The sequence below is a fragment of the Arthrobacter sp. 10T419 genome (genome assembly GCF_056394105.1).
The window spans coordinates 88,989-104,247 of record NZ_JBFTHF010000008.1; the positions used below are offsets into that span (position 1 = coordinate 88,989).

Annotated in this window: 14 protein-coding genes; 5 read left to right on the top strand and 9 right to left on the bottom strand. The window is 67.4% G+C overall.

What is annotated here, in order from left to right:
* Window positions 1-20: 20 nt before the first annotated feature.
* The gene (locus AC1DBD_RS13730) at window positions 21-1,220 is read right to left on the bottom strand and encodes a substrate-binding domain-containing protein (RefSeq protein WP_476909767.1); all 1,200 of its coding nucleotides are present in this window, start codon (window positions 1,218-1,220) and stop codon (window positions 21-23) included.
* 344 nt (window positions 1,221-1,564) lie between these two features.
* Here AC1DBD_RS13730 and AC1DBD_RS13735 point away from each other — a divergent pair, with 344 nt between their 5' ends.
* Window positions 1,565-2,050, top strand: a complete 486-nt coding sequence (locus AC1DBD_RS13735; RefSeq protein WP_441419382.1) for a DUF1579 domain-containing protein — start codon at window positions 1,565-1,567, stop codon at window positions 2,048-2,050.
* A 49-nt stretch (window positions 2,051-2,099) separates the two neighbouring features.
* Here the strand turns inward: AC1DBD_RS13735 and AC1DBD_RS13740 are convergent, their stop codons facing one another.
* From AC1DBD_RS13740 to AC1DBD_RS13765, 6 genes are all read right to left on the bottom strand, one after another.
* Window positions 2,100-3,443, bottom strand: coding sequence for a M16 family metallopeptidase (locus tag AC1DBD_RS13740; RefSeq protein WP_441419381.1), 1,344 nt, complete (start codon window positions 3,441-3,443; stop codon window positions 2,100-2,102).
* Between the two features lie 121 nt (window positions 3,444-3,564).
* Window positions 3,565-5,814, bottom strand: coding sequence for a polyribonucleotide nucleotidyltransferase (locus tag AC1DBD_RS13745; protein WP_441419447.1), 2,250 nt, complete (start codon window positions 5,812-5,814; stop codon window positions 3,565-3,567).
* A 243-nt stretch (window positions 5,815-6,057) separates the two neighbouring features.
* Window positions 6,058-6,327, bottom strand: a complete 270-nt coding sequence (gene rpsO / locus AC1DBD_RS13750) for a 30S ribosomal protein S15 (RefSeq protein WP_290258342.1) — start codon at window positions 6,325-6,327, stop codon at window positions 6,058-6,060.
* Window positions 6,328-6,521: 194 nt separating this feature from the next.
* Window positions 6,522-7,778, bottom strand: a complete 1,257-nt coding sequence (gene kynU, locus AC1DBD_RS13755) for a kynureninase (protein WP_476982337.1) — start codon at window positions 7,776-7,778, stop codon at window positions 6,522-6,524.
* Window positions 7,775-8,629: a tryptophan 2,3-dioxygenase gene (gene kynA, locus AC1DBD_RS13760; RefSeq protein ID WP_476982338.1), complete on the bottom strand. Its 855-nt coding sequence runs from the start codon at window positions 8,627-8,629 to the stop codon at window positions 7,775-7,777. The genes kynU and kynA overlap by 4 nt, the downstream gene beginning before the upstream one ends.
* Before the next feature lie 29 nt (window positions 8,630-8,658).
* The gene (locus AC1DBD_RS13765; RefSeq protein WP_476982339.1) at window positions 8,659-9,660 is read right to left on the bottom strand and encodes a bifunctional riboflavin kinase/FAD synthetase; all 1,002 of its coding nucleotides are present in this window, start codon (window positions 9,658-9,660) and stop codon (window positions 8,659-8,661) included.
* 236 nt (window positions 9,661-9,896) lie between these two features.
* Here AC1DBD_RS13765 and AC1DBD_RS13770 point away from each other — a divergent pair, with 236 nt between their 5' ends.
* Complete coding sequence (locus tag AC1DBD_RS13770; RefSeq protein ID WP_476982340.1) at window positions 9,897-10,682, top strand: DUF937 domain-containing protein; 786 nt, start codon at window positions 9,897-9,899, stop codon at window positions 10,680-10,682.
* A 43-nt stretch (window positions 10,683-10,725) separates the two neighbouring features.
* On the opposite strand, the gene AC1DBD_RS13775 is transcribed toward AC1DBD_RS13770, so the two are convergent.
* Window positions 10,726-11,307 (bottom strand): P-loop NTPase family protein, encoded by a 582-nt coding sequence (locus tag AC1DBD_RS13775; RefSeq protein WP_441419376.1) that lies wholly within the window; start codon window positions 11,305-11,307, stop codon window positions 10,726-10,728.
* 14 nt (window positions 11,308-11,321) lie between these two features.
* On the opposite strand from AC1DBD_RS13775, the gene AC1DBD_RS13780 reads away from it, so the two are divergent.
* Both AC1DBD_RS13780 and AC1DBD_RS13785 read left to right on the top strand, forming a co-directional pair.
* The gene (locus AC1DBD_RS13780; protein WP_441419375.1) at window positions 11,322-11,747 is read left to right on the top strand and encodes a GNAT family N-acetyltransferase; all 426 of its coding nucleotides are present in this window, start codon (window positions 11,322-11,324) and stop codon (window positions 11,745-11,747) included.
* Between the two features lie 91 nt (window positions 11,748-11,838).
* Complete coding sequence (locus AC1DBD_RS13785) at window positions 11,839-12,288, top strand: MBL fold metallo-hydrolase (protein ID WP_476893617.1); 450 nt, start codon at window positions 11,839-11,841, stop codon at window positions 12,286-12,288.
* A 312-nt stretch (window positions 12,289-12,600) separates the two neighbouring features.
* Here the strand turns inward: AC1DBD_RS13785 and AC1DBD_RS13790 are convergent, their stop codons facing one another.
* Window positions 12,601-14,187, bottom strand: a complete 1,587-nt coding sequence (locus tag AC1DBD_RS13790; protein ID WP_476982341.1) for an HNH endonuclease signature motif containing protein — start codon at window positions 14,185-14,187, stop codon at window positions 12,601-12,603.
* A gap of 576 nt (window positions 14,188-14,763) precedes the next feature.
* Between AC1DBD_RS13790 and AC1DBD_RS13795 the strand changes: the two genes are divergently transcribed.
* Window positions 14,764-15,240 carry an NUDIX domain-containing protein gene (locus AC1DBD_RS13795; RefSeq protein ID WP_476982365.1) on the top strand — a complete coding sequence of 159 codons (477 nt, stop codon included), beginning with the start codon at window positions 14,764-14,766 and terminating at the stop codon, window positions 15,238-15,240.
* The last annotated feature ends 19 nt before the right edge of the window (window positions 15,241-15,259 follow it).

Below are 15,259 nucleotides of genomic sequence, written 5' to 3' on the forward strand. Positions count from 1 at the left end.
GGCCCCAACGGGCCGGGCGGCTACTTCTTTTCCGGCGGCGCGACCGTGTCGCCGGGAACCACCTTGACGAGCTCGGGAGCCCAGGTGGCGCCCTTCTGGACCAGCTTGGCCTGGTACATGTCCTGGACCAGGGCGTGGTCCGACGCGCGCACGGTTTCCTTGCCCTTGGGGCCATCGAAGCTGAAGCCTTCGAGAGCCTTGACCATGGCGTCAGGGTCCGTCCCGCCGCCTTCCTTGATTGCCTGGGCGATCAGCTGGCCAAGGACGAAGCCGTCCGGGGTGAACAGGTCGGCCTTGTGGCCGGCCTTCTCGACGGCGGCGATCATCTTCTTTTCCACCTCGGTGCCTGAGGCACCCGGGAAGTAGTGGCTGAGGAAGCTGATCTTGGAGCTCGCCGGGCCGTAGGCGCCGAAGCTGGACGCGTCTCCCAGGCCGGTCACGACGGGGGCGGCGTCGAAGACGCCCTGCTGGCTCAGTGCCTGCCACATGCTGCCGGTGGTTGCCCCGGCCCAGGCCACGAAAACCATATCCGGCTTGGTGTCGAGGAGCTGACGGGCAAACGGGGTCAATTCCTGGTTTTCCGGGACCAGGACGGAGCCAACAGTGGCGCCCTTGGCTCCGAGGACAGCCTTAACGGCGGCGACGTTGCCCTGGCCGAACGCGTTGTCCTGTGCAAAGACGACGACCTTCTTGCCGTTGGTGTTGATAAAGGTGCCGGCGGTGGCGACGTCCTGCAGGCTCTGCCGGCCGGAACGGAAGGTGTACTTGTTAACGCCCTGGATGGCGTCGGTGGCCGCTGCCCCGGAGATGTATAGCACCTTGTTCTGCTGGGCCTGCTCCGCGAGCTTCACTGCGATTCCTGACGACGCGGTGCCGCCAATAATCTTGTAGCCCTTGCCGATCATGTCCTTGGCGGCGGTGACGGCCTTGTCCGGGTCGCCGGCGTCGTCCGCGTAGGTCAGGTTGATCTTGGCGCCGTTGATCTCGCCGGTGCCGCCGGTCGCGTAGTCAATGCCGGCCTGGAGGCCCTCGTAGTAGGTCGCCCCGTACGCCGCGAGCGGTCCGGTCTTGGAATAGATGATGCCGACGTTGACGGGCTCGGCTTTGCCGGCACCGCCGGAGCCCGCCGGCGCAGCCGACCCGGCGGTGGGCGCACAGGCGCTGAGGGCGAGCCCCGTGGCCATCACGGCGGCCATCAGGAACTTCTTTGTATCCGTCACGGGATGCCTTTCGTTGAGAATCCGCGGAATCTCAGCAGGAGATCCGACAGGAGGTAGCAGCTGAACCTGAAAGGTGATTCAGATTACGGCAAACCTATGATGCGGCTCACACCATGTCAATGGGATTCGGGGCAGCCCCGGTAACGAAACGGCAACTTTCCGGCGCCGCGTGCGTCAACGGCCCTCCCGCAGAAGGGTGCGGAACATCCGCCACTCCCCCGGATCCGGAGCGGGACCGTCGAGCCCTCCCCCGGATCCCAATCGGGTCCGATCCTTTACAGCCGCGGGGCACGGCGTGATGATGGTGGCGGGGCCAGCCGAAGCGAAGCCCAGTCGGAGGAAGCATGGATCGACCGCTGCCAGGCAGCGCACACGAGGCCCTTGAGGCATTCCTGGGGCAATGGAGCGGCACCACCCAGTGGGAAGCCACCGCCTGGGGTCCCGCCCGGGCCGCCGCGGCCGAGGTCGTTTTCGCCCGCGCCGCAGCCGGCCTGGCTGTGACCATGAGCTACCGCCATACCGGCGCCGACGGCGCCAAGACCGAGGGCGTCGGGGTGTTCACCATGGACCCCGACCATCCCGATACGCTTTGGTACCACGTCAACAGCATGGGCCTGCCCCCGGAGGCGCCCGCCCGGGCCAGCTGGCACGACGGCACCCTGACCATCGAACGGCGCAGCGACCGCGGTACCGCCCGGCACACCCTGCGGGTTGAGAACGGCCAGCTGACGCACTCCGCCGGGCTGCGGCTAGGGAGCGCGAGCGACTTCAGCCCTTTCATGACCACGGTGTGCCGCCGCGTCCCGGAGCCCGCGCCCGTCGCCGCCTGAGCTGCGGGAGGATCGGCAATTACCCCTCCCGAGCTGCGGGAGGACCGGCTTAGAGGCCGAACGTCTCGGTTTCCTCGAAGGGACCTACCACCGTGACGGTCCGCGGGGCGGCCGCGAGTTCGCGCGCCAGCTCCTGGACCTCGGCCGCGGTGACAGCTTTGATCTGCCGCAGGGTCTCATCGATGTCCTGGTACTCGCCGGAGACCAGTTCGGCGCGGCCCAGCCGGGACATCCGCGAACCGGTGTCTTCCAGGGCCAGGACGATGCCACCGCTGAGCTGGCCGACGGCCTTGCGCAGTTCCTCTTCGGAGATGCCGCCCTCGGCCAGTTTGTCCAGCTCGGCGCCGAGGAGCTCCAGGACCTGCCGGACCTTTGACGGCGTGCACCCGGCGTACATGCCGAAGTAGCCGGCGTCGGCGTAGGAGGAGGCGAAGGAGTAGGTCGAGTACACCAGGCCGCGCTTCTCGCGGACCTCCTGGAACAGCCGCGATGACATGCCGCCGCCCAGCACGGCGTTGAGCACGCTCATCACGAAGCGCCGGTCATCGGTGGCTACCAGGGACGGGCAGCCCATGATGATGTTGGCCTGTTCCACCGGGCGCTTGACCACGTGCAATCCCGCGGTGCCGGTGATCGAGGCGCGTTCGGTGGAGCGGCGCTGCACGGGGGCGGCGTCGTGTTCGAGTTCCCAGCCGGCGGAGTGCAGAGCGTGCACCACGAGTTCGCAGACGACGTCGTGGTCCAGTCCCCCGGCGGCGGTGATGACCAGCTCGTCCGGTCGGTAGTAGCGGCGGTAGTGGTCCCAGACCGAGTCGCGGGCAACGGCGCGGATGGCATCCGGCGTGCCGCCGATCGGGCGGCCGAGCGGGTGCGTGCCGAGGACCGCGGCGACGAAGTGTTCGTGCGCGACGTCGGTGGGATCGTCGCTGTCCATGGCGATTTCCTCAAGGATGACGTCGCGCTCCTGCTCCATCTCCTGCGGGTCCAGCACGGCGCCGGTGATCATGTCCGCGATGACGTCGATGGCCATCGGAAGGTCCGTGTCCAGCACCCGGGCGAAGTAGCAGGTGCTCTCCTTGGCGGTGGCGGCGTTCGATTCCCCGCCCACCTCGTCGAAGGCGGAGGCGATTTCCAGCGCGGTGCGCCGCTTGGTGCCCTTGAACAGCAGGTGCTCCAGGAAGTGGGTGGAGCCGTGCTGTCCGGGGGCCTCATCACGCGAGCCGACGCCGACCCAGAAACCGATGGTCGCGGAGCGCTGCCCCGGCATTGCCTCGGTCAGCACCCGGACGCCGCCGGGCAGTACCGACCGACGCACCTGCGAGCCGCCGTCGGCTCCGTGGATGAGGGTGTCAGCGTGCTGGTTCTGCTCAAGCGGCAGGGGTACGACAGTCATTAAGGCCTTTCAATAAAACCGTCACGGAAACGTGCCAAATCTGCCTGCAATCCTACCTGCCTTTAACGGCAGCGGGGCCGGTGGACGAATCCACCGGCCCCGCTGCTTGGGTCAGGAAAGACTACTCTGCAGACTCCTCGGAGACCTCAGTGTTGGCAGCGTCCGCAGACCCTTCCTCATCGGCCACGACGGGCGAGAGGGAGAGCTTTCCGCGGTCGTCGATCTTGGTGATTTCCACCTGAATCTTCTGTCCAACGGAAACAACGTCTTCAACGTTGTCCACGCGCTTGCCGCCGGCGATCTTGCGCAGCTCGGAGATGTGCAGCAGGCCGTCCTTGCCCGGGGTCAGGGAAACGAAGGCGCCGAAGGTCGTGGTCTTGACGACCGTGCCCAGGTAACGCTCGCCGATTTCCGGGACCTGCGGGTTGGCGATGGCGTTGATCGCGGACCGTGCTGCATCGGCAGACGGGCCGTTCGTGGCGCCAATGTAGACAGTTCCGTCGTCCTCGATCGAGATGTCGGCTCCGGTGTCTTCCTGGATCTGGTTGATCATCTTGCCCTTCGGGCCGATGACCTCGCCGATCTTGTCTACCGGGATCTTGACCGCGATGACGCGCGGCGCGAACTCGGAGAGCTCGTCCGGGGTGTCGATCGCGGAGTTCAGCACGTCCAGGATGTGCAGGCGGGCCTCGCGGGCCTGCTTCAGGGCGGCGGCCAGGACCGACGCCGGAATACCGTCGAGCTTGGTGTCCAGCTGGATGGCCGTGACGAACTCGGAGGTACCGGCAACCTTGAAGTCCATGTCGCCGAAGGCATCTTCGGCGCCGAGGATATCGGTCAGGGCTGCGTAGCGGGTCTGGCCGTCAACCTGGTCGGAGACCAGGCCCATGGCGATACCGGCAACGGCGGCCTTCAGCGGCACGCCTGCGTTCAGCAGGGACAGCGTGGAGGCGCAGACGGAACCCATCGACGTCGAACCATTGGAGCTGAGAGCCTCAGATACCTGGCGGATCGCGTAGGGGAATTCCTCGCGGGACGGCAGCACCGGCATGATGGCGCGCTCTGCGAGGGCACCGTGGCCGATTTCGCGGCGCTTCGGCGAACCGACGCGGCCGGTCTCGCCGGTGGAGTACGGCGGGAAGTTGTAGTTGTGCATGTAGCGCTTGCGCGTCACGGGAGACAGCGAGTCGATCTGCTGTTCCATCTTGAGCATGTTCAGCGTGGTGACACCCATGATCTGGGTCTCGCCGCGTTCGAAGATGGCCGAGCCGTGGACGCGGGGCAGGACCTCGACCTCGGCGGTGAGCTGGCGGATGTCCGTCAGGCCGCGGCCGTCGATGCGGATCTGGTCCTTGAGGATGCGCTGGCGCACGACCTGCTTGGTGACGGAGCGGAAGGCTGCGGACAGTTCCTTCTCGCGGCCCTCGAACTGGCCGGCCAGGGAAGAGGTGACCTCGTCCTTCAGCTCGTCGGAGGCGGTGTCGCGCTCCTGCTTGTCGGCGATCTGGAAGACAGCGGCCAGCTTCTCGGCGGCAGCGGACTCGACGGCGGCGTAGACGTCGTCCTGGTAGTCCAGGAAGACCGGGAACTCGACGGTCGGCTTGGCGGCGCGGGCTGCCAGGTCGGACTGCGCTTCGCAGAGAGCCTTGATGAACGGCTTGGCGGCCTCGAGGCCCTCGGAAACAACCTCTTCGGTCGGGGCGGTGGCGCCCTGTTCCTTGATCAGGTTCCAGGAGTTGTCCGTGGCTTCGGCTTCGACCATCATGATCGCAACGTCGTCGCCCGCGATGCGGCCGGCAACAACCATGTTGAAGACGGCGTTCTCCAGCTGCGAGTGCTTCGGGAAGGCAACCCACTGCGAGCCGTGCTCGTCGGCGACGAGGGCAACGCGGACGCCGCCGATCGGGCCGGAGAAGGGCAGGCCGGAGAGCTGGGTGGACATCGAGGACGCGTTGATAGCGACGACGTCGTACAGCTCGTCCGGGTTGATGGACAGCACGGTGACGACGATCTGGACCTCGTTGCGGAGGCCCTTCACGAACGCGGGGCGCAGCGGGCGGTCCATCAGGCGGCAGGCCAGGATGGCTTCCGTCGAGGGACGGCCTTCTCGGCGGAAGAACGAGCCCGGGATGCGGCCCGCGGCGTACATGCGCTCTTCGACGTCGACGGTCAGCGGGAAGAAGTCAAAACCTTCGCGCGGGTGCTTGCCGGCGGTCGTTGCGGACAGCAGCGCGGTCTCTTCATCGATGTAGACCATTGCTGCGCCGGCTGCCTGCTTGGCAAGACGGCCGGTTTCAAAGCGGATAACCCGCTTGCCGAAGCGGCCATTGTCAATGACGGCTTCTGAGAACTGGATTTCGGGACCCTCCAAGAGAGTCACCTCCGTTTCTTGATTTACGGAGTCCAGCCGCATCAACCCAGTCCAGCATCTGTCTACTGGACTGCACTGCACCCGGTCATCGATCGAGACCCACGGGCCAAGGCTTCAGTCCTTGAAGCCTTTCCCGGAGATCACTACCGAGGACCGCGAATGCGTGATGCGGTTGATCCTCCTGTTGAGTTTTTTTGCAGAAGGCGGCCCCTTCCGATGGAAAGGGCCGCCCCCTAGAGCTGACTAGCGGCGCAGGCCGAGGCGCTCGATGAGCGCACGGTAGCGGTTGATGTCAGTGTTCTTGAGGTAGGTGAGCATGCGCTTGCGACGACCAACCATGGCCAGCAGACCGCGCTGGGTGTGGTAATCGTGCTTGTGCACCTTCATGTGCTCCGTCAGATCCTTGATCCGCTGGGTCAGGACTGCAACCTGGACCTCCGGCGAGCCGGTGTCGCCCTCAGACGTTGCGAAATCCTTCATGATGGACTGCTTTACAGCGGCTTCAAGTGCCACGTTAACTCCTAGAGATGTGCCGTGAGGCCCGAATCAGTAATTCACTGCCGGGTGTGCCGCGCCGGAAATCCCCGCCCTTGGGAAGGCTTCCACAGCACAACAAGAGCCAGCCGCCACGGACTGCAGCCGGATCCAACGTTTAGTTTACTGGCACGCCGTCGAAGTTGTCTAAACAGTCCGCGGGCCGTCCACCGTTACTCGGAGTCTGCCAGCAGCCCGCGGATCGCCGCGACGCCCCGGTACAGCTCGGCGAACGAGGTGCTCAGCGGCGACAGACCGATCCGGATGCCCTGCGGTGCACGGAAGTCGGGGATCACGTCCTGCTCCCACAGCACCGCCGTCATCTCCCGGAAGGCCGGGTGGTCCACGGTGATGTGGCTGCCGCGCAGCTCCGGGTCCCGCGGAGTTGCCAGCCGCACGCCGGCCGGTTCCAGCCAGGCGTCATGGAGTTCGACGGCGAACGCGGTCAGCAGCCGGGACTTCTCCCGCACGGCGGCCATGCCGACTTCCTCGAGCAGGTCCAGCGTGCCGCGCATGGCGAGCATGCCGAAGACGGCCGGGGTGCCGCTGAGGAAACCCCGGATGCCGGCAGCGGCCTCATAGCCGGGCCCCATTTCGAAGGCGTCCTTGCGCCCCATCCAGCCCCAGATCGGCTGCTGCAGCCCGGGCAGGTGCCGGGCGTTGACGTAGGCGAACGCGGGCGAGCCGGGTCCCCCGTTCAGGTATTTGTAGGTGCAACCCGCGGCGAAGTCCACGTCCGCGGCGTCCAGGCCGATCTCCACCGAACCGGCGGAGTGGCACAGGTCCCACACGACAAGCGCGCCGGCGTCGTGCACGGCGGCGGTTATGCCCGGAAGGTCCGCGAGGAATCCGGAGCGGTAGGCGATCTGGCTCAGGACCACGACGGCGGTGGCCGGGCCGGTGGCGGCGCGCACCTGCTCCACGGTCACGCCGGAGGCCGGGTCCGCCTCGATCCAGCGCAGGGTGAGGCCCTCTTCGCGCGCGATGCCTTCGACGAGGTAGCGGTCGGTCGGGAAGTTGTCCGTATCCAGCACGATCTCGGTGCGGCTGGGGTCGGTGACGGCGGCCAGCGCGGCGCGGATCAGCTTGTAGAGCACCACCGTGGTGGAATCCGCGATGATGGTCTGCCCAGGGGCGGCGCCGAGCACGGCGCGGCCGAGCTGGTCTCCGATTGCTTGCGGGAGCTCCAGCCATTCCTCGTCCCAGCCGCGGATCAGGCGCCCGCCCCAGCTGTCCTGGATGAAGCTGCTGATGTCCGTGACGGTCCGTTTGAGCGGACGGCCCAGTGAGTTGCCGTCGAGATAGGACAGCTCCGAATCGGTGCCGAGGAAGTGCTCGCGGTAGGAGGCAAGGGGATCCGCGGCGTCGAGGTCGAGGGCGCGCTGCCAGAGAGCATCGGTGCCGGACTGGGCCGCCGGTTCGGCGCTCACTGGCCGATCTCCGTGCGGACCGCGAACAGCTCGGGGAAGAAGGTCAGTTCGAGGGCTTTTTGCAGGAACGCGGCGCCGCTGGATCCGCCGGTGCCGGCCTTCATGCCGATGGTGCGCTGCACGGTGCGCAGGTGCCGGAAGCGCCAGAGCTGGAAATTGTCTTCCAGGTCCACGAGTTCTTCGCAGGCTTCGTAGGCGCCCCAGTTGCTCGCGGCGTTTTCGTAGATGTACTTGAACACCGGGACGAGCTCGGGGCAGAACTCGTGGGCCTGGCTCGCGTCCCGGTTGAGCACCGAGGCCGGCACGTCGAAGCCCTGGCGCTTGAGGTAGGCGAGGAAGTCGTCGTAGATGCTCGGGGCTTCGAGGAGTTCCTGGAGCATCAGGTGGGCTTCGGGGTCCGATTCGAACACCGGCAACATTTTGCGGTTCTTGTTGCCGAGCAGGAATTCCACCGCCCGGTACTGGCTGGACTGGAACCCGGACGAGTTGCCGAGGAAGCCGCGGAACTGGGAGTACTCGGTGGGTGTGAGCGTGGCCAGCACGGACCACTGCTCGGTCAGGGTTTTCTGGATGTGTTTGACCCGGGCGATCGCCTTGAGCGCGGAGCCGAGGTCGTCCGCCCGCAGCCAGGCGGCCGCGCTGCGGAGTTCGTGCAGCACGAGCTTGAGCCACAGTTCCGTGGTCTGGTGCTGGATGATGAACAGCATCTCGTCGTGGTGCTCCGGCTCGCTGACCGGCTGCTGGGCACTGAGCAGCGTCGGCAACTGCAGGTACGAGGCGTAGCTCATCCGGGCGCTGAAGTCGCGGACTATGTCCTTGTCCAGCTCCCGCGTGTTCTTCTCAATCGTCACGTCTTGCCTTCCTTGCCAAACGGGGCGCGCTAGCCGGTGAAAAGGATGTCGTGCGCCTGCACGACGTCCAGCCGCATCTGCTCAACCAGCGCCTCAGGGCCACGGTACGCGACCATGCCGCGCAAACGGGCCACGAACTCGACCACCACTGTCTGGCCGTACAGATCGAAGTCCTCGACGGCCTCTTCCGGGCGGTCGATCACGTGCGCCTCGACCTGCCGGCTAACGCCGTCGAAGGTCGGGTTGGAGCCCACGGAAATGGCGGCGGGCCACCGCGTGCCGGCCTGGTCCACGAGCCAGCCGGCGTAAATGCCGTCCGCGGGGATGTAGCCGCTGGCATCGGAGGAGAGGTTGGCCGTAGGGAAACCGAGGTCGCGGCCTCGAGCTGCCCCATGGACCACCTCGCCGCGCATCCGGTGCGGCCGGCCCAGGACGGCGGCGGCGGTGGCGACGTCGCCCTCCCGCAGCGCTTCCCGGACCCAGGTGGAGGAACAACGGCGGTCGCTCGCGCCGCCGTCGTCGTCGCCGTGGTGTCCGTGCAACGGGTAGCCTTCGGAACCGAACTCGCTGATGACCTGGACCTCGAAGCCGAGCTTCTCCCCCAGTTCCTTCATGGTGTCCAGGTCCCCGGAGTTGCCGCGGCCGAAGCGGGCGTCGTGGCCGATCACCACGTGGCTGGCCTTGAGCGCATCGACCAGCACGGAGGAGACGAACTCTTCCGGCGTGAGGCTGGCCAGTTCGAGCGAGTACTTCATCACCAGGACGGCGTCGAGGCCCACCTCGCCGAGGGCGACGAGCTTGTCCTCCAGGCCCATGATCAGCTCGGGGGCGGATTCGGGGCGGTGGACCTGCGCCGGGTGCGGGTCAAAGGTGATGGCGACGGCGCGGGCATGGTTCAGGCGGGCGGTACGGATGAGCTGCGAGAGCACCTGCTGGTGGCCGCGGTGCACGCCGTCGAAGTTGCCGAACGTGACCACGGACGGGCCGAAGTCCGCCGGGACTTCGGACGGATCGTTCCAGATGTGGACCATCTACCTCGCCTTTTGCTGCCTGCCATTGACTCCTCCGGAGGGTTGGGACCGGCTCCGGAACTCTCTAAGATTACCCGCTATCGCCCCGGTTCTTGGACGGCACCCGGGGCCCCGGCGGACGCCTTTCCGCCTCCCCCGCCCCGGGCTACGATGCAAGGGCACCAGTTCGGCCACGGCAACGCTGCCGGCGCCGCCAACAATGTCCGCGGCCCGGCCCGCGGCTGAAGGAGAACGCCATGACTGAGCTTCAGGACATCCTCGGGCAGATCCCGGTAGACCAAATTGCCGCCATGCTCGGGACTGACCGGCAGACCGCCCAGGCCGCGGTGGAGGCTGCCGTGCCCACGCTCCTCGCCGGACTGCATAACAACGCACAGGCTCCGGAGGGCGCGGCCTCGCTGGAGTCCGCGCTCGGCCAGCACCGCGACGGGCTGGTCGACGGCGGCGTCGATGCGGCGCAGGTGGACACTGCCGACGGCGAAAAGATCGTCAACCATGTTTTTGGCGGCCGGCAGGACCAGGTCGCCAACCAGCTGGCGGGAACCGCGCAGCTCGGCGGCATGGGCGGGGACCTGGTCCGCAAGCTCCTGCCGCTGCTCGCGCCGATCGTCATGTCCTACCTCGCCAACAAGGTCCTGGGCGGTCGCGGCCAGGCCGGCGGCGGAACCGGGGCCGGAGCCGGAGGCATTGACCTGGGCGGCATCCTCGGTGGAATTCTCGGCGGCGGCGGGGGCGCAGCCGGCGGCGGCCTGGGCGACATCCTCGGGGGCATGCTTGGCGGCGGGCAGCAGCGGACGGCCAATGAAGCTGTAGCCCCGGACGCCGGCAATGCCCCCGAGCCCGAGCTCCAGCCGCAGGCTGTCCCGCAGGTCCAGCCGTCCGGCAGTGAGCCGCGACCGGGTGAGCTGATCGACATTGACCTCCCGGGCCAGCCTCAGGAAGAGGCGCCGCAGGACGCTGAGCCCCGGAAGAACGACGGCGGCCTCGGCGGACTGTTGGGCGGACTGTTCGGGAAGAAATAGCGTCCGCTGACGCTGGATTGGGCCTCCAGGAGCGGGGCTGGCACTACCCGGCTGGGTGCGGGCCTGCTGTCGGGAGCCCTTGGAGCCACGCCTCGAGTTCCCGCGGATGGCGGAAGATGCGGACCTCGGCGGTGCCAGGGTTGCTCTCCAGTTCGCGCATGACCCGTCGCTTGCGGCTGAACGAGCGGAAATGCCACCCGATGATCGAGTCCAGGGCGAACAGGCGGCCGAACGTTTCCCGGTTCCCGTTGCAGACTTCCTCTCGGGCGATGACCCGGCGAAAGGAGCGGCGGAGCAGCCGGAGCAGCGAAAGCCAGCGCGGATAGTCCAGTCCGACAATCAGCTCCGCTCGCGGCACAACAAGGTCACGCCACACTCCATAGGCGCTGTCCAGGACCCACTCATCCTGGCCGGCGATGCGCGCCGCGAGCTCCCGCTGCACGGCGGTGTCCGGCTGCCGCCAGCCCGGAAGCCAGCCAATGTCGTCGTCGGCAGAGAACTCCGGGAGCCCCGTTCTCGCCGCATAGGCACGGGCGGCGGAGGACTTCCCGCTCCCGGTGACGCCGTAGAAGAGGACTCGCGAGGGGGCAGCGGTTGGATTCCGGGGGTGCACGAAGTTCAGCATGCCACACTGGTGCGATGCCCCAGTTCTCTATCTCCGCCAGCGCCGACGTGACCGACGCCGAGGCGCTGGCGCTTTATGAATCCGTCGGGTGGGCCGCCTACTCCCGGGACCTGGGACTGCTCGTGCGGGCCATCCGGAATTCTTCGTTTGTGGTCACTGCCCGGAGTGTCGGAGGGGAACTGGTTGGGCTTGCCCGGGCCGTCTCCGACGATGCGACCATCTGCTACTTGCAGGACATCCTCGTGGACCCGGCGTTCCAAGGAACCGGTGTGGGAAGGACGCTGCTGGAAGCCGTCCAGGCGCGGTACGGGCACGTCCGGCAGACGGTCCTCCTCACCGACAACGAGCCGGGCCAGCGAGCCTTCTACGAAGCCCTGGGTTTCACCGAAGGCGCTGACTTCAGCCCTGAGCCGTTGCGGGTTTTCGCGTTGATCCGCTAGCACCGGTCTGCGGCTATTGCCCCTTGCCGTCGCGGCGCTTGGGAGAACGCTTTTCATGGACTGCACTCCCCGTGGCGGCTAAGGTTCGAGCATGCGGAGACTGGCGGGGACAGCGACGATCGGCGTCGTGTTGGGCGTGCTGCTTTGCGGCTGTTGGCTGGTGCCTGTCACCCGCACGGACGCCTGCGTTGACTGGGTCCGCTTCGAGACCATGCAACAACGCTTCGACCACGCCGGCGCGGTCCTGGTCGGCACGCCCCTCCAGAGAGACGGTGAGATCCGGATCTACGGTTACCAGGCCAATGTCCACGTGGTGGAAGTGGAGAAAGTGCTCAAAGGCAGCCTGGGCAAGGGCCCGGTCCGTATCGCGTCCATGCCGGTGACTTGCGGAAAGTCCTATCCCGACGGCGACCCGCTCGACGTCGGCGGCCGGCATCTCTTCTTCCTGACCGAGCAAAACGACGGTTGGTTTACGATGACGCCGGACCAGGGCACTGTCCCGTTCCCGCCGGGCACCCCGATCCCCTTCAAGACCGGCTGAGCGGTCCTTCAGGGTGAAGTAAGCCGGTACACCGAGACGTGGCTGCGGGATTCTCCGGTGAACTCGCTGCCATCCCAGTCCGCCCACCTGGATTCCAACTCGAACCCGGCCGCAGACCTTCGGCCGTCGGCCTTCCCTCTCGGACTTCCGTCTCGGACTTCGGTCTCGGGTCGTCGGTCTCGGAGCCCAAGCGGCATGACACCTTCGCTGCAGTCACGGCCGGACGCGGCGGTCCTGCTGGACTCCCCTATCGTGTGACTGTTCGGATTCCGGTCGGCCGGGTGCGCCGTTCAGCAACTCCGGGTGCGCCGTTCAGCTTCTGAAGTAGTGGTTTCTTCGGGGTGTTTGGCGTGGGTCGAGGTGGGGTGGCGGGATGAACCAGGGGATCCCGGCACGGATCTGGATGGTCCATTGTTCTTTGTGGGTCAGGTGGTGATGGTGGGAGCAGAGGAGCGTTCCGTTGTCGGTGGATGTGGTGCCGCCTGTGGACCAGTAGTTGATGTGGTGGGCTTCGCACCAGGGTGCGGGGATGGTGCAGCCGGGGAAGGCGCAGCCCTGGTCGCGGGCGGTGATGGCTTTGCGGAGGTGGGGCGGGAAGACCCGGGTGGTGCGGCCGATGTCCAGGATCCGGCCCTGGGATCCGAGCAGGACGGGGATGATGTCCGCGTCGCAGGCGATTTTGCGGATGGTCGCGGCGGTGACGGGGCCGGTGAAGGCCAGCGTCCCGGTGCCGGTGAACCCGAGCGATCCCGCCCCGGGGCCGTGTCCGGTGGCTTCTCCCGCACGGCCGAACTGGCCCGGTCCGGTGGTTCCGGCCCGCTCGAACTGGCCGGCGCCGCTGACCTGGCCGGCCCCGTCGGCGGCCGTGCCGGTGTCTCGTTGGAGGCGTTCGAGGAGGTCGCGGTAATCGATGGTGACCATGACCTGGGGCCGGAGCCCTCCGGTGGCGGGCAGTGCGCCGCAAGCCAGGGCCACTTTGCAGGCCCCGACCAGGCCGTCGAGGGATTTCTGCGGCCTCGACCGCCGGTCGAGCAGTGTTCCTTCGGTGCCTGCCGTGCCGCGTGGCTCGCCGCCTGATTCGCTGCCCGCGCTCCCGGTTGCCGCATCACCGGGAGCTTGGGTGCCGGTGCGGGGGTTGGTGGCGGTGTTCATCACGGTCAGCAGGTGTTCGAACTGTTCGGTCGTGGCGAAGATTTCCAGATGCTGCAGGCCATGGCGGGGTTTGCGGATGAACGCGCCCTGTAACTGGCGGAGGACCTCCTCGGAGGGTTCGGCCCCGTCCTGGTCGATCGCGTCCGTCCAGCGCCTCGCGACCCGGGCCAGGAAATCCGGGTCGTGCTCCACTGCGGTCCGGGTCAGGGCATGTTCCATCCGGGCGGCCGTCTCCGCATCGCACAGTGGCCGGACCCGGGCCAGGGCGAGGGTGATGATGGTCGCGGACCGCGACGGGACCGTACCGGCGGCCACGGCCGCGGCGAGCTCCTCGCGCAGGGGCGGGAGCGGCTGGCCGGTGATCCCGGTCCGCGGCAACACGTCCCCGGCCAGGGCCAGCCGGCGGTGGGCCTCGACGGCGGTGATCTGGAGCCGGTCCCGCAGGAACTCCCCGGTCTTGCGGTAACCGTCATCGAGGACCGGGGCGTTCTCGGCGGCGGCCTCCTTGCGGGTCCGGTCCACCGCCCCGGCAGCAACAACCTGCAGGTACTCCAAGGCCCGGGCAGCCTCCTCAACCCCGGCAGCGAACTCCACGGCCTCCCCGAACCCGAACAGCGCCGCATCCCCGACCGCCGTCGCGGTCAACTCCCGTAACTGTCCCAGAACGCTACGCAGTGACGGAACCCGGCGGACATCATCACCCGGCCGGCTGGCCGGAAATAAGGTGACCGCTGCACTGGTTCCCATGAATCAATCCTGCCGTGGACCTACGACATTATTGCCCGCACCGAAACAGCCAGTGCCGGCATCGGACCGGGCGTGCGCGGGACCGGCCACTGACAAAAGGCGGACACCATCCCCCGGCCGGCCGGCCGGCCGAGCAATGAGGGCTGCACTGGTTCCCATGAATCAATTCTGCCGTGGACCTACGACATTATTGCCCGCACCGGAACAGCCGTCGCCCTCTTAGGACGGGGGCGGCAGCGGCGCGGAACCTGCACGGGACCGGCCACGCAAAACCCCCGGACATCACCACCCGGCCGCCTGGAGCAAAGGTGACCGCTGCACTGATTCCCATGGACCAATCCAAGCAGGAGGGTAGGACACATTTGAAACAGCTCACACGCGGCCCGGATCCGCCAGACGGCGGCATGACAGACTAGCCGGATGGACAGCTCAGTCTCCCCGCAGCCAGCCCAACAGGACCCCGCTGAAGATCTGTCGGCCGCAAGCGCAGAGCCGGAAGAGCAGGAAACGCCCGCGCGCAACCCGTACCTCGAGCCTCGCCGGCCGTTCGGCCCGCGGGACCCCGGCGATGCCTGGGTGGAAGGCGAACACGGCCGCTTCTGGGGCCGCTTCGGCTCCGCGGGACTGCTCGTCCATGATGCTGCTAAGGGTGTGCTGCTGCAGCACCGCGCCACCTGGAGCGACCAGGGCGGAACGTGGGGACTTCCCGGCGGCGCCCTGCATCAGGGTGAGGACGCCGTCAACGGCGCGCTCAGGGAGGCCAACGAGGAGGCCGCGGTACCGCCCGAATCCGTCCGCGTGCTGTTCACCTCGGTGTTCGACGTCGGGTACTGGTCCTACACGACCGTGGCCGCCCAGGTCGTCGAGCCCTTCGAACCGGCCATTAGCGACCCGGAAAGCCTTGAATTGCAGTGGGTCAGCCTTGACGGTGTGGACGACAAAGAGCTTCACCCGGGGTTTGCGGCCGCGTGGCCCGCGCTGCGTCGCAGGCTTCAGGCTCCCCGCGAAGATGACCGACGCGATAGTGACGGAGCCGGCACGTCAGGCAAGTAACGCCAGCGACGACGGCGGC